A 16,803-nucleotide genomic window follows, 5' to 3' on the forward strand; every position below is an offset into this window, starting at 1 on the left:
GCGCCGATCACACGCTCACGAAGATCAACTGACAGCGCCTTGCTCATAGGTGCCAGCCTCCGTCACCAGCACAGAGCTTGAATCAGAATCCGCGGTCCCTGGGAATCCCCAACGATTCAATCAGGTCGCAGAATGCTCTAGGTGGGCGTGGGCGTCGACGAAGCCGGGATAGGCCGCGGCCCCCTTCAGGTCGATGGCCTGGGCCTTGCCGGCGGCCCTGCGCGCCTCGGGCAGCGGGCCGGTGAAAGCCACCTTCCCGTCCCTGACCACGAGGGCCTCGACCTTGGGCTGAGCGTCCACGCCGGTGTAGATCGGGCCCCCGAAGATCAGCAGGTCGGCGGCCTGGGCGACGGCGGAAAGGGTGAGGCCGGCGGTCAGGGCGAGGCTGGCGAGTTGGCGGCGCATGGTTGTGACGATTCCCCCGTATGGTGACGGTATAGAGCCACGATCCCAGGGGTCTGGGAAACGGGTTGCCGCGGTTCCCAGGACTTTCCGCCCATCTGCCTAAGCTTTGCCAGACCGCTTACGACCTCAAGCTTGACTATAGTCAGTCGCACCGAACCCATTGTCACGGGTACGGCGGTTATCTACGGATATTCAACAGCATGACCCCTTCGGACCGGAATTTTCGAGAATGGCTAATTCTATCGGTGTGACCCGTGAGCGTCTTGGGCGCATCGTTGAAGAAGCCGCGAGCGAAGTTTACATATTCTCCGCGAAAGATTTTCGCTTTCTTCTAGTCAACAAAGGCGCGAGAGAAAATCTCGGCTACAGCCTTGAAGAGCTCTACAATCTCACGCCTTGGGATTTGAAGCCCAGAATTACCCGAGATGATTTTCTCGGATTGATACGTCCACTCCAAATGGGAGAAAACGAAAGGCTTGATTTCAACACAATCCATCGGCGAAAAGACGGCACTGAGTATGATGTTGCCGTCAAACTCCAGATATTCAACGACGATGATGATGATGCTGTTTTCTACGCGGCTATTCAAGATACGACAATAAACCGGAAGATCGAAGCCGAACTTCGAGATACTGCTAGGCAGCCTTGATTCGATTCTAGACAACACAACCATGGCTGTATTCCTCATGGATGAGCGACAGCATTGCGTGTTCATGAACAAGGCGGCGGAGCAACTCACGGGATACGCTTTTCATGAAACGACCGGGCGACCGCTCCACGATGTAATCCATCACACCCACCCCGACGGCTCGCATTTCCCGATTGCGGAGTGCGCCATCGACCGCGCGTTTCCCGAGAACGCGGGGACGCAGGGGGAGGAGATTTTTGTCCACAAGGACGGCTCCTTCTATCCTGTCGCCTTCACCGCCAGCCCCATTCAAGACGAGGAATCGAAGGTCGTCGGCACCATCATTGAGGCGCGGAACATCAGTGGGGAAAAGCGTAGCGAGGAGACGCGCAAGCTGCTCATGCACGAGGTCGATCACAGGGCGCGCAACGTTCTCTCGATCGTGCAATCCCTCACCCGGCTTACGCGCGCCGAGGATCTGGAAACCTACAAGGACGTTCTCACGGGCCGGATTGGCGCCCTCGCCCGCGCACAGACATCCTTGGCGACCCGTCGGTGGGAAGGCGGACGGTTGGAGGACGTGGTCAGGGAGGAACTGGACGCCCTTTGCCCCAAGGACAGCGTGGATACCGGCGGCCCGCAGGTCGAGCTTTCGCCGGAGCAAGTTCAGCCCATCAGCATGCTGCTCCACGAACTGGCGACCAACGCCAACAAGCACGGTGCGTGCAGCATTGGCGGAGGTCGTGTGTCGGTCACCTGGACACTCAAGGAGCGCATGGTGGCCCTCCGGTGGCGGGAATCAGGAGGGCCGACGGTTGTCGATCCGACACGAGAAGGCTTCGGTTCGTCCCTGAAGGACAATCTCGTGCGCCAGCTAAGGGGCACGATCGCCCGCAAGTGGGAGCCGGCCGGGCTGATTGTAGACGTCGCATTCCCGCTCTGAGGCGCGGAACGTGGATTAGACGACGATCAACGGTTTGGCCCCATCAGATGTAGGACAACTCGAGTAGCCGGCTCGGTTCGGTCCGGAACCTCGCGCGCCGGCGCCGGTTTGCTCCTTCAGTTCGCTTCTGAACGGAAGGAAACCCCATGCGTGGATGGTTTGTCGCCGCGGCCTCCCTGGCCACCCTCATTTCGGCCGCACCGGCCCTCGCCCAGTCACGGATCGGGGTCGCCGACCGACCGGCCCCAACCCCCACCGACGCCCCGTCCTACGTGGACGAGGCCTTCGCCGCCGACGCCTTTGAGGTCGCCTCCAGCCGGCTGGCCCTCTCCCGGTCGCGGAACCCCGCGGTGAGGGACCTCGCCCAGCACGTGATCGACGACGCGGCCATGACCACCAACGCCCTGCTGGCGGCCGCCGAAGAGGCCAATGTGCCGCCTCCGGCCTCGGCCTCCGGGGACAACGTCAAGGGCGCCATGCTGGACGCCCTGACCCAGACCAGCGGCCGCGATTTCGACGACACCTACATCGCCCAGCAACGCCGCATCCACCAGGAGCAGCTCGCCCTGCACCAGCGGTTCGCCGCTGACGGAGACAGCGACATCCTGCGCGACTACGCGGTGGACACCGCCGCCCGGGCGGCTGACCAGCTGGACGCGGTGAACGACCTCCGGCGGTAGGCCCTGGAGGGGGCTCGCCCCCTCCGCCTAGCGGGGCAGCTTGCTCGCGCCCATCAGGAAGGCGTCCACGGCCTGGGCGCACTGACGCCCTTCGCGGATCGCCCAGACCACCAGGGACTGGCCGCGTCGCATGTCGCCGCACGAGAAGATGTTGGGCGTCGTGGTCTTGTAGTCGGTCACCGGGGCTTTCACGTTGCCGCGCGGGTCGATCTCCACCCCGGCCTGTTCGGTGAAGGCGTTGTGCTTGGGTGAGACGAAGCCCATGGCCAGCAGGACGAGGTCGGCCTTGAGCTGGAACTCGCTGCCCTCGACTTCCTTCAGCACCTGACGGCCGTCGTCGCCCGCCGCCCACTCCATCCGCACGCATTCGAGAGCTTCGATGCGGCCGTTGGAGCCGATGGCGCGCTTGGTGGCCACGGCGAAGTCACGCTCGCAGCCCTCTTCATGGCTGGACGAGGTGCGCAGCTTCAGCGGCCAGTTCGGCCAGGTCATGAACTTGTTCTCGCGGATCGGCGGCTCGGGCATGATCTCGAGCTGTGTCACCGAGGCCGCGCCGTGGCGGTTGGAGGTGCCGATACAGTCGGAACCGGTGTCGCCGCCGCCGATCACCACCACATGCTTGCCGGTGGCCGAGATGGCGCCGGTGGGCGCGGCGCGCAGTTCGTCGTCGCCGGCGTTGCGCTTGTTCTGCTGGACCAGGAAATCCATGGCGAAATGGATGCCGTCCAGCTCGCGGCCGGAGACCTCCAGGTCGCGCGGGTTCTCGGCGCCGCCGGCCATCACCAGCACGTCATAGTCGTCCAGCAGCCGCTGCACCGAGACCGACACGCCGATCTCCATATTGGTGCGGAAGATGACGCCCTCGGCCTCCATCTGCGCCACGCGGCGGTCGATGAGGTGCTTCTCCATCTTGAAATCTGGGATGCCGTAGCGGAGCAGGCCACCGATGCGGTCGCTCTTCTCGAACACCGTCGTGGCGTGACCGGCCCGGGCCAGTTGCTGGGCGCAGGCCAGGCCCGCGGGGCCCGATCCCACCACCGCGACGCGCTTGCCGGTGCCGCGGGGCGACATCTGCGGGGTGATCCAGCCCTCTTCCCATCCCTTGTCGACGATGGCGCATTCGATCGTCTTGATGGTGACCGGCGTGTCGATGATGTTCAGGGTGCAGGCCGCCTCGCAGGGGGCGGGGCAGACACGGCCGGTGAACTCCGGGAAGTTGTTCGTCGACTGCAGGTTCTCGAGCGCGATCTTCCACTGGTCGCGATAGACCAGGTTGTTGAAGTCCGGGATCTGGTTATTCACCGGACAGCCGGTGTGGCAGAACGGAATCCCGCAGTCCATGCAGCGCGCGGCCTGCTTGTTCAGCACGTCCTGCGGCAGCGGGTGGACGAATTCCTTCCAGTTGCGAAGGCGGTCCTGCGGCTTCTCGTAGCCGCGATCCTGGCGCTCAATTTCCAGGAAGCCGGTGGGCTTGCCCATGGGTTTACTCCGACTCTGAAATTCTATTCGGCGGCGACGGCGGCGGCCGCCAGACGCTCGGCGGCCATATCGGTGAGCGCCCGGCGATAATCCTTGGGCATGACCTTCACGAAGGAGGTCAGGCAGATATCCCAGTTGTCCAGGATCTCCCGGGCCCGCGCGCTGCCCGTATAGAGCAGGTGGCGTTCCACCAGGATCTTCAGGCGCTCGGCGTCGTAGGCCAGCATGTCGCCCATGCCGTTGTTCTCCACCGAAATGGAGCGCTGGCTGGGACGGCCCGGATCGTCGGCCCCGCCGCTGGCCGGAGCCACCTTCTCGATGTCGACCATCGCGGTGTTGCACAGCGGCGCGAAGCGGCCCTTCGGATCGTAGACATAGGCGATGCCGCCCGACATGCCCGCCGCGAAGTTACGCCCGGTGTCACCCAGCACCACCACCACGCCGCCGGTCATGTACTCACAGCCGTGGTCACCCGTGCCCTCCACCACCGTGACGGCGCCGGAGTTGCGGACGGCGAAGCGTTCGCCGGCCACGCCCTGGAAATAGGCTTCGCCGGCGATGGCGCCGTACAGCACGGTGTTGCCGACGATGATGTTCTGCGTCGGGTCGCGGCGGCTGTCCTTGGGCTGGCGCACGACAACCCGGCCGCCCGACAAACCCTTGCCCACATAGTCGTTGCCGTCGCCGATCAGCTCCAGGCTGACGCCCCGGGCCGCGAAGGCGCCGAAGCTTTGGCCCGCCGCCCCGTGGAAGGTGAGCGAGATGGTGTCTTCCGGCAGGCCGGCATGGCCATAGGCGCGGGCCACCTCCCCTGACAGCATGGCGCCGACAGTGCGGTTGATGTTCTTGATCGGGTACTCGCCGCGCATCGGGGTGCGGTTGGCCAGCGCGTCCTTGGCGTCGGCGATCAGGGTGTTGTCCAGGGCCTTGCCCAGGCCGTGGTCCTGGCGGTCCTGGTTCCACAGGCCCTTGGGTTCTCCGGGCTGGACCTCGTGCAGGATCTTCGACAGGTCAACCCCGCTGGCCTTCCAGTGATCGACGGCCTCGCGCATGTCCAGGCGGTCCACCTGGCCGATCATCTCATTCATCGTGCGGAACCCGAGCTGGGCCATGATCTCGCGCAGCTCTTCGGCGACGAAGAAGAAATAGTTGATCACGTGCTCGGGCTGGCCGGTGAACCGGGCCCGCAGGATGGGGTCCTGGGTCGCCACCCCCACCGGGCAGGTGTTCAGGTGGCACTTGCGCATCATGATGCAGCCGGCCGCGATCAGCGGGGCGGTGGCGAATCCGAACTCGTCGGCGCCCAGCAGAGCGGCGACCGCCACGTCACGGCCGGTGCGCAGGCCGCCGTCGGCCTGGACCGCCACGCGCGTGCGCAGGCCGTTCAGCAGCAGGGTCTGCTGGGTCTCGGCCAGGCCGATCTCCCAGGGCGAGCCCGCGTGGGTCAGGGAGGTGAGGGGCGAGGCCCCGGTGCCGCCCTCGAAGCCCGAGATGGTGATGTGGTCGGCGCGCGCCTTGGCCACGCCCGCCGCCACCGTGCCGACACCAACCTCAGACACCAGCTTCACGGAGATGCGGGCCTTGGAGTTGACGTTCTTCAGGTCGTGGATGAGCTGAGCCAAGTCCTCGATCGAATAGATGTCGTGGTGCGGCGGCGGACTGATGAGGCCGACGCCCGGCGTGGAGTGCCGAACACGCGCGATGTTGGCGTCCACCTTGTGACCGGGCAGCTGGCCGCCCTCCCCGGGCTTGGCGCCCTGGGCCATCTTGATCTGGATGTCGTCGGCGTTGACCAGGTACTCGGTGGTCACCCCGAAGCGGCCGGAGGCCACCTGCTTGATGGCCGAGCGCATGGAGTCGCCGTTGGGCAGTGGCTTGAAGCGGTCGGCTTCCTCGCCCCCCTCCCCGGTGTTCGACTTGCCGCCGATCCGGTTCATGGCCATGGCGAGCGTGGTGTGGGCCTCGCGACTGATGGAGCCGAAGCTCATGGCGCCGGTGGCGAAGCGCTTGACGATCTCGCTGGCCGGTTCGACCTCATCGAGGCTGAGCGGCGTCTCGGCGTTCTTGAAGCGCATCAGGCCGCGGATCGTCAGCAGGCGTTGGGACTGCTCGTTGATGCCGGCGGCGAAGTTCTTGTAGGCGTCCGGCAGGTTGCCGCGCACCGCGTGCTGCAGCTGGCCCACCGTGTCCGGGGTCCAGGCGTGCTCCTCGCCGCGCAGGCGGAAGGCGTAGGTGCCGCCTACGTCCAGCATGGAGGCGTAGATCGGGTTGTCGCCGAAGGCGTCGCGGTGGCGGCGCACGGCCTCCTCGGCGATCTGGTAGAGGCCGATACCCTCGATCGTCGTGGCGGTGCCGGTGAAGTACTGCTCGATCACCGTGGAGTTCAGGCCCACGGCGTCGAAGATCTGGGCGCCGCAATAGGACTGGTAGGTGGAGATGCCCATCTTGGACATCACCTTCAGCACGCCCTTGCCAACCGCCTTGATGTAGTTCTTGCGGACCTCATAGGCCGACAGGCTGTAGCCGTTGGCGACCCGCAGGTGCTCCAGGGTCTCGAAGGCGAGATAGGGGTTCACGGCCTCGGCGCCGTAGCCGGCCAGGACGCAGAAGTGGTGCACTTCGCGCGCTTCGCCGGTCTCGATCACCAGGCCGGTCTGCATGCGCAGGCCCTGGCGAATCAGATGGTGGTGCACCGCCGCGGTGGCCAGCGCCGCCGGGATGGCGATGCGGTCGGACGAGGCGCCCCGATCCGACAGGATCAGGATGTTCATGTCGGCCAGGACGCTCTCGGTGGCCTCGCGGCACAGGCGGTCCAGGGCGCGCTCGAGCCCGGCGGGGCCCTCTTCGGCCGCCCAGGTGGCGTCCAGGGTGGCGGTCCTGAAGGCGCCGTCCAGCAGCTCGCTGATGGCGCGGATCTTGGCCAGGTCCTCATTGGTGAGGATCGGCTGGGAGACCTCCAGGCGCTTGTGGGTGCCGGCCTGACGGCCCAGCAGGTTTGGGCGCGGGCCGATCATCGAGACCAGGCTCATCACCAGCTCTTCGCGGATCGGGTCGATCGGCGGGTTGGTGACCTGGGCGAAGTTCTGCTTGAAGTAGTCGTAGAGCAGCTTGGCGCGCCTGGAGAGCACCGCGATGGGGACGTCGCCGCCCATCGAGCCGATGGGGTCGTCTCCCGTCTGGGCCATGGGCTCCAGGAAGAACTGCAGGTCCTCCTGGGTGTAGCCGAAGGCCTGCTGGCGATCGAGCAGCTGGGCGGGATCGGAGCCCATCAGGGCGTCGGCCGGCGCGGCCTCGGGCAGGTCTTCCAGCTTGAACTGGGTCTGGGCCAGCCACTCGGCATAGGGCTCAGCGTCGGCGAGGGAGGCCTTGATCTCCTCGTCCTCGATGATCCGGCCCTCCTCCATGTCGATCAGCAGCATCTTGCCGGGCTGCAGGCGCCACTTGCGGACGACGCGCTCCTCTGGGACCACCAGCACGCCCATTTCCGAAGCCATGATCACATGGTCCTGGTCGGTGATGACGAAGCGGGCGGGACGCAGGCCGTTGCGGTCCAGGGTGGCGCCGATCTGGCGGCCGTCGGTGAAGGCCACGGCGGCGGGACCGTCCCACGGCTCCATCAGGGCGGCGTGGTATTCGTAGAAGGCCTTGCGCTTGGGATCCATCAGCGGATTGCCGGCCCAGGCTTCCGGGATCAGCATCATGACGGCGTGGGCCAGCGGGTAGCCGCCGGCCACCAGCAGTTCCAGGGCGTTGTCCAGGCAGGCGGTGTCGGACTGGCCGTGTGGAATCAGCGGCCACATCTTGTTGAGGTCGGGACCCAACAGGTCACTTTCCAGCGTGCGGCGCCGCGCGTTCATCCAGTTGACGTTGCCGCGCACGGTGTTGATCTCGCCGTTATGGGCGATGAACCGATAGGGGTGCGCCAGCTTCCACGACGGGAAGGTGTTGGTGGAGAACCGCTGGTGGACCAGGGCCAGCGCCGACTGGGTCAGGGGGTTGGTGAGGTCGGTATAGAAGGCGCCGACCTGACCGGCCAGCAGCAGGCCCTTATAGACCACCGTCCGCGTCGAGAAGGACGGCAGGTACAGCTGGGTCAGGCCAGGCAGGTTCTTCTTCATCGCCAGCTCGGCCAGGGGGTTCTGCAGCTGCTTGCGGATGGTCAGCAGCTTCCGCTCGAAGGCGTCCTGGTCCTTGGTCCCAGGGCCGCGGCCGACGATGGCCTGGCGGATCACCGGCATCTCGGCGAGCACGGCCGCTCCCAGGCCCGTGGTGTCGACGGGCACGTCGCGCCAGGCGATGAAGATCTGGCCCTCGACCTTCAGGAAGTGCTCGAACTGGCTGACCGCCACGGCGCGGGCGGCGTCGTCCTGGGGCATGAAGCACATGGCCACGGCGTAGTCGCCGGGCGCGGGCAGCTCGACGTCTTCCTTGCCGGCCCAGTCGCGCAGCAGGGCGTCGGGCATCTGAATCAGGATCCCCGCGCCGTCGCCCACCAGGGGATCTGCGCCGACGGCGCCGCGGTGGTCGAGGTTGATCAGGATTTCCAGCCCAGCGGTCACGACCTCATGCGATTTGCGGCCTTTGATATTGGCCACAAACCCCACACCGCACGCATCGTGTTCATTGCGCGGGTCGTACAGACCTTGCCGTTCCGGAGCGCCCATGCGGGTACCTCATTCTTCTACTAGCAGGCATTACAGGCATGCGACTGCGCGGCCGAACCCGGCCGTCAAACGCACGTTCGCGCGGCCATTACCGGCAAGATCGACCCTTGTCGATGGGTTCGAACCTATGGATTTGAAAAGTTTTTCTAAGTTGCGAGGTCGAGAAGCGTTCCGTCCGCATCCCGCGCATTGCGACAACCGGTGAGCACCATGGCGGTGGCGAGCTCGCTGCGCAGGGTTCCAAGCATGCGGGCGACCATCTTCTCACCGCCCGCGCCCAGGGCATAGGCCCAGGCGCGGCCGACGAAGCAGGCCTTGGCCCCCAGGGACAACGCCTTCAGCACGTCGAGACCCGAGCGGACTCCGCCGTCCAGATAGACCTCCAGGTCCTCGCCCACGGCGTCAGCCACCGCCGGCAGGGCCGAGATCGACGAGCGCACCCCGTCCAGTTGCCGGCCGCCGTGGTTCGACACGATCAGGCCCTGCGCGCCCGCCTTCACCGCGTCGCGGGCGTCCTGCGGGTCCAGCACACCCTTGATCACGATCGGCCCGTCCCAGGTCTTGCGCACCCAGTCCAGATCCGCCCAGGTCACCGAGCGGTCGAAGTTGCTGGCGATCCAGGCCAGGAAGTCTGTGACGCCGCCGGCCTTGGGCACGGCGTTGGCGACACTGCCCAGGGTGTGGGGTCGACCATGCAGCCAGACGTCCCACAGCCAGCCGGGATGGGTCACCCCCTGCCAGGCGGTGTTCAGGGCGCCGGAAAGCCCGGTCGCCCCGGTGAAGCCCGAGCGCACATCACGATAGCGCGAACCCGGCAGCGGCAGGTCGACAGTGAAGACCAGGACCGGGCAGCCGGCCGCCTTGGCCCGCGCCAGAAGCTCGGCCATGTAGCCGCGGTCCTTGAGCATATAGAGCTGGAACCAGGGTGCGGTCCCGCTGGCCGCCACCTCCTCCACCGAACAGACCCCCACGGTGGACAGGCAGAAGGGCACGCCCAGGCTGGCCGCGGCCCTGGCCGCCTGCACCTCGCCCCGGCGGCCGTACATTCCGGCCATGCCCACGGGCGCCAGGCCCACCGGGAAGGCGAGCTTCTGGCCAAGGGTCTCGATGCTGAGGTCCAGCTGGCTCATATCGCGCATCACCCGCTGGCGCAGGGCGATGGCCTCCAGGTCAGCCACGTTCCGCTTCAGCGTGACCTCGGCGTAGGAGCCGCCGTCGATATATTCGAAGAACATCGGCGGCAGCCGGCGGCGCGCCAAGTCGCGATAGTCGGAGACCGAGGCCGGGTTCATGGCCGCCCTTCCCGTGGATGCCGGACCCCTTCGTACGGCGCTCGGGGCGGGTTTACAAATGTTCTGTTTTTGTTCTAGCGTGGCGGCATGCATATCCGACTCGCCCTCCCCTCAGACCTGCCGCCCACACGCGACCGGCTGCGCAGCGTCCTGGGCCCGCAAAGGCCCGAGCATCAGCTTGATCCGGTGTCCCAGCTGATCAAGTCGCTGCTGAGCTCGCGGACCTATGACGAGGTGTCATGGGCGGCCTTTATCCGGCTGCGGGCGGCCTATCCGGACTGGAACGCCCTGGTGCACGCCACCCAGGAAGAGCTGGAGCCGGTGATCGATCCGGTGACCTTCGCCGACCAGAAGGCGCGCCAGCTTCCGATCCTGGTCCGCGTGCTGCTGCTGAAGCGCGGCGAATTGAACCTGGACTTCCTGGCCGCCGAGCCGGTGGAGGAAGCCATGGCCTGGCTTATGCGCCTGCCGGGCGTCGGGGTGAAGATCGCCGCCGCGGTGCTGAACCTGAGCACCCTGAACCGCCGCGCCCTGGTGGTGGACACCCACGTGCATCGGGTCTCGCGGCGCCTGGGCCTCACCGCCCGCAGCGGCGACGTGCGGGAAGCCTATGACAGCCTGATGGAGCAGGCGCCGGGTGAATGGCAGGGAGAGCAGCTCTACGAACTGCACTGGCTGCTGAAGGGCCATGGCCAGTCGCTCTGCACCCACTTCGACCCGGCCTGCGGCCTCTGTGTCCTGCGTGACGCCTGCCCTCGGGTCGGGGTTTCCGGCGACCAGGAACGCCGCGTCATCCCCTTCGACGCCTAGCAACCGCCGCCCGGCTCGCGCGCTGAACGCTCATGGACAGGATCGGCACGGCAGGCTGGACGATTCCGCGCACGTCGGCGGCGCACTTCCCTGCCGAAGGGACCGGCCTGGAACGCTACGCCGCCGTGCTGCCGGCCGCGGAGATCAACACCACCTTCTACCGCTCACATAAGCCCGCCATCTTCGAGCGCTGGGCCCACGCCACCCCGCCCCACTTCCGGTTCGCCGTGAAGGCGCCCAAGACCGCCACCCATGAGAAGCGGCTGGTGGAGACCAATGACCTGTTGCGCACCTTTATCGCGGAGATCGCCCCCCTGGGCGGCAAGCTCGGACCGGTGCTGATCCAGTTGCCGCCCAGCCTCCAGTTCACCGACGACGCCGCGCGTTTCGTCAGCGGCTGGCGCGAGCTTTATGAGGGGCCGACCGTCATCGAGGCGCGTCACGCCACCTGGTTCACCGGCGAGGCGGAGGCCAGGCTGGTAGACGCCCACATCGCCCGTGTCGCCGCCGACCCCGCCGTGGTTCCCGAGGCCGCGCGGCCCGGGGGCTGGACGGGCCTCACCTATATCCGCCTGCACGGTTCGCCGCGGATGTACGCCTCGCCCTATTCCAGCGAGCAGATCGCCACGGTCGCCGCGACCCTGGCCACCCGCCAACCCGGGACCGAGGGCTGGTGTATCTTCGACAACACCATGCTCGGGGCGGCCGCCGCCAACGCCCTGGAGCTGATGGGAGTCTAGGATCGAATTTCACGGTTCGGCTTTCATCCGAAGCGGTGCATCTGCTATTGCCGCGCGCCTGAGCCGTTGGAGCCGGGCGCGAGCCGGGCTAGTTTCACCGCGAGACACCGCTATGCGGATTCTGAGGAGCTATTGATGACCGTCCAACGTCCCTGGGCCCTGATGCGCCACCACGCCGGCTGGGCCGATGTCTTCCACATCGACAGCGAGAGCACGGACTCCATCACCGGCTTCTATCCTGACCGCGAGACCGTGGGCCCGCCGGTGACCTACAGCGTGCGCGCCATCCTGGCCCGCTTCGAAACCATGGAAGCCGCCCGCGCCGCCCGCGAAGGCGCCGTCCTGGAGTGGCGCAAGCACGACGCCGCCGTGCGCGACGCCGAGACCACCCTGCGCGAGGCCGAGAAGGCCCGCGAAGACGCCTGGCTCAACTGCCTGAAGGGCGCCGCCGCCTGAGCCTTTCTATCCCGGCCGGGCTCCCCAAATTCGGGATCAAGCTTGGCCGGGAGTTCGCGCCGCTGGGCAGCGCCAACACCTTCGAGGCCGAGGCCGAGCTGGCCTGGCCCTGACGCCGGCGCCATGCACTAGAACTTCGGAAGCTTCAGACCCCTGGCGATCAGCCAGGCCGCCGCCACGGCGATCACGATCCCCAGCAGCAGGCTCCAGACCGGGGCGAACTTGAGGCTCGGGACGGGACCGGAGAACACCCGCTTGCCGGTAATCATGGCGGTGATGAGGTTCTGGCGCTTCCACAGGGCGTAGAAGGCGATGGCCGCGACGTGCAGGACCACCAGGGCCTGCAGCACGCGGAAGGTCAGCTCGTGCCAGTCCGAAGCCAGCCGGCTGGTGTCGAAGTCCACCAGGTGGGACAGCGGTCCGGACTCGATGCCATCGATATCGCTGGCGAACAGGCCAAGGCTGACCTGCACCAGCATGACCAGCAGCAGCAGGACCACACTGACCGCCCCCACCGGACTGTGCCCCACCAGATCGCCGGCGGTGCGCTTGCCCATGGTCGTGAGGTAGCCGACCGTCGCGCCCGGCCCCTTCACAAAGTGGGAGAACCGCGCCGTCTCGCCGCCAAAGAAGCCCCAGTAGAGCCGGAACACCAGCAGTCCGATCACGCCATAGCCCGACCAGCGATGGACCTGCATGTTCTCGCCCCCGGTCAGCCAGGACACGAGGATCAGCACCACCAGGGCCCAGTGGGTGATCCGCGTCGGCAGGTCCCAGAGCCGGGTGGCGATCGGCGGCGCGTCGCTCATGGAACCCTAGGACTTTACGCGGAAGGGCGTGTGGCAGGTCCCGCAGGCGCCGCCGGTGGCCTTCACCTGGGCCTTGATGGCGTCGATGTCGCCGCCCTTGGCGATGGTCTCCAGCTTGGCGCTCTCGGTCTGCAGGCCCTTGGCGGCGGCGGCGAACTTGGCGCCCTCGGCCCAGATCTCCGGCTTGGCGGCGGTCTTGAAGCCCGCCTCCGGGCCGCTGCCCTTCGGGAACCAGTGAGGGATGTGCCCGGCTTGGGCCTTGATGATCGTAGCCTGGGCCGCGATCAGCTTGGCGTCGGGAGCGTCGGTCTTGAGGTTGTCATTGATGGTCTTGAAGGCGCCGCCCATGGCCTTGAAGCCCTTCTGGCGCTGCGCGATGGCGGTCTCGACCGCCGAGGCCGCCAGGGCCGCCCCGCCGAGGGCCGTCAGGCTGAGGGCCATCCCCAGGGCCAGACCGAGGGGACGCTTGGTGAGACGAGCCATGGACAGACCTCTTCGCAACGGAATTCGTAAGCCTGAGTTTGAGGGGCGCCCGGACGCCGCGTCAATCGCGCGTTGGTTTCAGGCCGTCCTGGTTTTGCTGCTGGCCTGAAATGTTCAGCGGCGAGCGGTCTTGGCGGCCACTGTCTTGACCGGCGCGCCTTCGCGGCCGGCTTCGGCGATCAGGGAGGCGCAGGACGCGTCCTTGGCCAAGCCGGGATCGATGAACGGCAGCAGGACCGCCAGGGGCGTGACCACGGCGGCCAGCGCCACAGCGACACCCCCCTGGGCGACCAACTTGCCAGTCTCGATGCCGACCTTCGGCCCGAGGAGTGGGCCCTTCACGGTGATCGGCGAGAGCAGGCGCACTAGGCGCAGTTCCTTGGACTTGCCCTGGACCCGCAGGTTCATGGTCTCGCTGTCCAGGTTGATGGTCCCGGCCCCGGTGGCCAGGACCGGCTTGGTGTCAAAGACGATGCGGTCAGCGGTCAGCACGCCGTTCCTGGCCTGGAAGTGGGCCACGCCGCAGCGGATGGGCACCGACCCCTGGTCCTTGGAGAACAGCAGGCCCAGGCCCCTGGCCACGTTGATGCCCAGCAGTTCGGCGAAAGCCTCGCGGATCTCGCCGCTCGGAACCACCGCCAGCACCTCGCCGTCGGCGTTGGAGGCGGCGCGGTGCACCGAATTGCCGGCGCCCTTCAGCTTGATCCTTCCGACGAAGCTGCCGGCCAGCGGTTCGCCCTTGATGGGGATGAGCTGTTCGAGGCGCGCGTTGGAGAGCCGAACATCCACCTCGGTCACCGGCGTTTCGGCGCGGGCGTTGAGGTGGGCCTGGCCGGTGATCTTGCCCTGGGGCAGGTCCAGGGTGAGGGGGTTGGCGCTGAGCAGGCCACGCTCCAGCTTCACCGTGACGTCGCCCGACCGCAGAGGCAGCATGGCGTCATGGATGGCCGCGACCCGGTAACGGACATCGGCGTCCAGCGAACGGATCTTGCTGACGTTCAGGGTGGTGTCCGGCAGCAGCCGACGTTGGGCGGCCATCTTTCGGCCGATGGCGGCCTGCTCGGGGGAGATGGTTTCGCCGGCCTTGCGGGAGGGGGCCCCGCCGAAGATCGCCGCGAGGTCGTCGAAGTCCAGGCTGCGGGTCCGCAGGTCGGCCTTCAGGTAGGGGCGCTCGTCGCCGGTCTCCACCGAGATGAACCCGGACAGATCACTGTCGCCGACCCGGCCGCTCAGGCCCTCGATCTTGTAGATTTGCTCGTCACGCGATAGCCGGCCGTTCAGGCGATAGGGCGGGGTGTTTGGCAGGGCGACGCCCGTCAGGTCGTAGAGGGCGGCCAGGTCCGGGCCCCGGGCGGTGACGTTCATGGAGAACTGCGCCAGGTCGAAGGGCTTGGGGATCGCCCCCTTGGCGGTCACCCGCGTCGCGCCCGAGCGGATGTCAGCGTCGAAGGGATAGGGCTTGCGGCTGTCGACGTTGAGCAGCGGACCGCCCTGGATGCGCAGCCGGAAGCGGTTCCCATTCAGCGAGCCGTCGCCGGTCATTAGGAAGCCGCGGCCTGCCCGGCCCATCTCCTCCGTGGCGTTGATCTCGCCGTTCAGGACCAGCTTGCGCTTCTCATCGACCATACGCAGGTGGCCGTCATTGATCACGAACCGCCGGATCGGCGGCATCTTGAAGGGCTTCTTGGACTTCTTTCCGTTGGAAAAGTCCCATGTGGCGCGGCCTTGGAGATTTCGTCGGAGGTCGACCTTGGCCTGGTTTAGCTCCAGATTCAGCAGCACAACCTGACCCACCAACAGCGGCATCAGCTTGACCTGGACGTCGAGCCTCTTGATGTCGGCGGTCTGGCCGGGGCCGGCCCACTTGGGATTGCCGACCCGAATGCCCTCCACCGTCGCCCGGGGTTGGAAGGAGAAGGCCTTAACGTCAAGATTGCCCGCCAGCATGATCTCGCGGCCGGTCTTGGCCGAGGCGTAGCGGCCGATCGGGCCGCGCAGGTAGTTCCAGTCGAACAAAATCAGGAAGAGGGCGATGGCCACCACCAGCGCGCCGACAATCCCCCCCGTCCAGGCCAGGGCCCTGTTGCTCGGGCGCTTGAACCTGGTTTCCCGCAGACGCGAGCGCGTCCGCTCCCAACTGGGGCCCATCGCGCCACGTGCGCGGCGCAGGCTATCGGCGGCCCGGTCGCGAGCGCGGACGAGGCCCGAACGGGCGCGCAGGTAGATCGGTTCGTCTGGCAAGGTCTGGGAACTCCGGGTCAGGCCAGAACGCGCCAGCCGCCGAAGGGGTCCGTCTAGTGACGGACTCCGCGGCCGGAGAAGGCGGTCATCGCGGTGCGCAGAATGATGGAGAGGTCCATCAGGGTGGTGCGGGCGGCCAGGTACTCGGCGTCCAGCCGAACCTTGTCTGGCACCGGCAACTCATCCCGGCCGTGGATCTGGGCCCAACCGGTCAGGCCCGGCCGCAGCGTCTGGACGCCGGCCGCGTCGCGCAGGGCTATCAGGTCATCCTGGTTGAAAAGGGCGGGACGCGGTCCCACCAGACTCATATGTCCCCGCAGCACGCTCCAGAGCTGAGGCAGTTCGTCCAGGCTGGTGCGGCGCATGAAGGCGCCCAGGGGGGTGATCCAGGAGGCCGGGTCGGGCAGCAGGTGGGTGGCGACGTCGGGCGCGCCGACGCGCATGCTGCGGAACTTGGGCATGGGAAACAGGGCGTTGAACCGGCCGACACGCCGCGACCAGTGCAGGGCCGGGCCGGGCGATTCCAGCCGCACGGCGACGGCCAGGGCCAGCAGCACGGGCGACAGTAGGATCAGGCCCGCCGCGGCGCCCAGGACGTCTAACCCACGCTTCAGCACACAGGTCCCTCTCGTTGGAGACCAGCCTTAATGCGCCGCGCGTTTTCGCGCTACGGCCTCAAGCTTTCGGGGCGGCCTTGGGCTTGGCTTTGGGCGTTGGCGCGGCGGACTCAGCCGAGGCTTCGGTCATCGGCGCCACGGCCTCAACCACCGTCTGGGCGGCGGCTTGCGCCGGCGGGGTGTCCAGGGGGTTCGGCGCGGGCTCCGGCGCGGGCGTCGGGGCCGGGTCGGGATCCACCACGCCGCCCTCAAGCACGGGTTGGGCCGCCTCCAGCAGAGGCTCGACGAAGGCCTCGATAAGGATGGCGGCTTCTTCCAACGGCGCTGCGTCGGCGCCGGAAAGGGGCAGCATGGCCTCCAGGTTCATCGGCCGCATCCAACGGGTCATCCACCAGTAGGCGACGCCGGCCGAGGCCGCGCCGGTGAACATGAACCAAAGGGGCGAGGCCGCGCCGATCGGCACGTGAAAGGCCGAGGCGGGGGTAACGGACTCGTTCGACTTAAGCGCGATCATGGAACGTCTCCGAGGTTGATTGTGCAATGCAACATAACATCA

At 67.1% G+C, this 16,803-nt stretch carries 15 protein-coding genes; 6 read left to right on the forward strand and 9 right to left on the reverse strand.

Features of this window, described 5'->3' with window-relative positions; all coding sequences use genetic code 11:
- Positions 1 to 120: 120 nt before the first annotated feature.
- Entirely contained in the window at positions 121 to 405 is a 285-nt protein-coding gene (locus tag Q8N10_RS12255) for a hypothetical protein (protein WP_305663932.1), read from the reverse strand.
- A 229-nt stretch (positions 406 to 634) separates the two neighbouring features.
- Here Q8N10_RS12255 and Q8N10_RS12260 point away from each other — a divergent pair, with 229 nt between their 5' ends.
- The 3 genes from Q8N10_RS12260 to Q8N10_RS12270 all read left to right on the forward strand — a co-directional run bounded on the left by Q8N10_RS12260 (position 635) and on the right by Q8N10_RS12270 (position 2,656).
- Positions 635 to 1,054, forward strand: coding sequence for a PAS domain S-box protein (locus Q8N10_RS12260; RefSeq protein WP_305663933.1), 420 nt, complete (start codon positions 635 to 637; stop codon positions 1,052 to 1,054).
- A 22-nt stretch (positions 1,055 to 1,076) separates the two neighbouring features.
- On the forward strand, positions 1,077 to 1,976 hold the full coding sequence (locus Q8N10_RS12265; protein WP_305663934.1) for an HWE histidine kinase domain-containing protein: 900 nt from the start codon (positions 1,077 to 1,079) through the stop codon (positions 1,974 to 1,976).
- A gap of 146 nt (positions 1,977 to 2,122) precedes the next feature.
- Entirely contained in the window at positions 2,123 to 2,656 is a 534-nt protein-coding gene (locus Q8N10_RS12270; RefSeq protein ID WP_305663935.1) for a DUF4142 domain-containing protein, read from the forward strand.
- A 27-nt stretch (positions 2,657 to 2,683) separates the two neighbouring features.
- Here Q8N10_RS12270 and Q8N10_RS12275 read toward each other — a convergent pair whose 3' ends face one another.
- The 3 genes from Q8N10_RS12275 to Q8N10_RS12285 all read right to left on the reverse strand — a co-directional run bounded on the left by Q8N10_RS12275 (position 2,684) and on the right by Q8N10_RS12285 (position 10,091).
- Complete coding sequence (locus Q8N10_RS12275; protein ID WP_305312536.1) at positions 2,684 to 4,135, reverse strand: glutamate synthase subunit beta; 1,452 nt, start codon at positions 4,133 to 4,135, stop codon at positions 2,684 to 2,686.
- Positions 4,136 to 4,158: 23 nt separating this feature from the next.
- A complete protein-coding gene (gene gltB / locus Q8N10_RS12280) occupies positions 4,159 to 8,799 on the reverse strand; it encodes a glutamate synthase large subunit (RefSeq protein ID WP_304774262.1) in 4,641 nt (1,546 codons plus the stop codon).
- Positions 8,800 to 8,945: 146 nt separating this feature from the next.
- Complete coding sequence (locus Q8N10_RS12285; protein WP_304774264.1) at positions 8,946 to 10,091, reverse strand: L-lactate dehydrogenase; 1,146 nt, start codon at positions 10,089 to 10,091, stop codon at positions 8,946 to 8,948.
- 87 nt (positions 10,092 to 10,178) lie between these two features.
- Here Q8N10_RS12285 and nth point away from each other — a divergent pair, with 87 nt between their 5' ends.
- The 3 genes from nth to Q8N10_RS12300 all read left to right on the forward strand — a co-directional run bounded on the left by nth (position 10,179) and on the right by Q8N10_RS12300 (position 12,097).
- Positions 10,179 to 10,901, forward strand: coding sequence for an endonuclease III (gene nth / locus Q8N10_RS12290; RefSeq protein ID WP_304774265.1), 723 nt, complete (start codon positions 10,179 to 10,181; stop codon positions 10,899 to 10,901).
- A gap of 32 nt (positions 10,902 to 10,933) precedes the next feature.
- Complete coding sequence (locus Q8N10_RS12295) at positions 10,934 to 11,641, forward strand: DUF72 domain-containing protein (RefSeq protein ID WP_304774267.1); 708 nt, start codon at positions 10,934 to 10,936, stop codon at positions 11,639 to 11,641.
- Between the two features lie 135 nt (positions 11,642 to 11,776).
- Positions 11,777 to 12,097, forward strand: a complete 321-nt coding sequence (locus Q8N10_RS12300) for a hypothetical protein (RefSeq protein ID WP_293497389.1) — start codon at positions 11,777 to 11,779, stop codon at positions 12,095 to 12,097.
- A 128-nt stretch (positions 12,098 to 12,225) separates the two neighbouring features.
- On the opposite strand, the gene Q8N10_RS12305 is transcribed toward Q8N10_RS12300, so the two are convergent.
- The 5 genes from Q8N10_RS12305 to Q8N10_RS12325 form a co-directional block, all read right to left on the reverse strand.
- The gene (locus tag Q8N10_RS12305) at positions 12,226 to 12,906 is read right to left on the reverse strand and encodes a cytochrome b/b6 domain-containing protein (RefSeq protein ID WP_304774270.1); all 681 of its coding nucleotides are present in this window, start codon (positions 12,904 to 12,906) and stop codon (positions 12,226 to 12,228) included.
- A gap of 6 nt (positions 12,907 to 12,912) precedes the next feature.
- The gene (locus Q8N10_RS12310) at positions 12,913 to 13,389 is read right to left on the reverse strand and encodes a cytochrome c (RefSeq protein WP_304774272.1); all 477 of its coding nucleotides are present in this window, start codon (positions 13,387 to 13,389) and stop codon (positions 12,913 to 12,915) included.
- A gap of 114 nt (positions 13,390 to 13,503) precedes the next feature.
- A complete protein-coding gene (locus tag Q8N10_RS12315) occupies positions 13,504 to 15,630 on the reverse strand; it encodes an AsmA family protein (RefSeq protein WP_304774274.1) in 2,127 nt (708 codons plus the stop codon).
- A gap of 53 nt (positions 15,631 to 15,683) precedes the next feature.
- Positions 15,684 to 16,244, reverse strand: a complete 561-nt coding sequence (locus Q8N10_RS12320; protein WP_304774301.1) for a sugar transferase — start codon at positions 16,242 to 16,244, stop codon at positions 15,684 to 15,686.
- A 61-nt stretch (positions 16,245 to 16,305) separates the two neighbouring features.
- Positions 16,306 to 16,761, reverse strand: coding sequence for a hypothetical protein (locus tag Q8N10_RS12325; protein ID WP_304774276.1), 456 nt, complete (start codon positions 16,759 to 16,761; stop codon positions 16,306 to 16,308).
- Positions 16,762 to 16,803: the final 42 nt, after the last annotated feature.

The sequence above is a fragment of the Phenylobacterium sp. genome, assembly GCF_030693625.1.
Taxonomy (GTDB): Bacteria; Pseudomonadota; Alphaproteobacteria; order Caulobacterales; family Caulobacteraceae; genus Phenylobacterium; species Phenylobacterium ferrooxidans.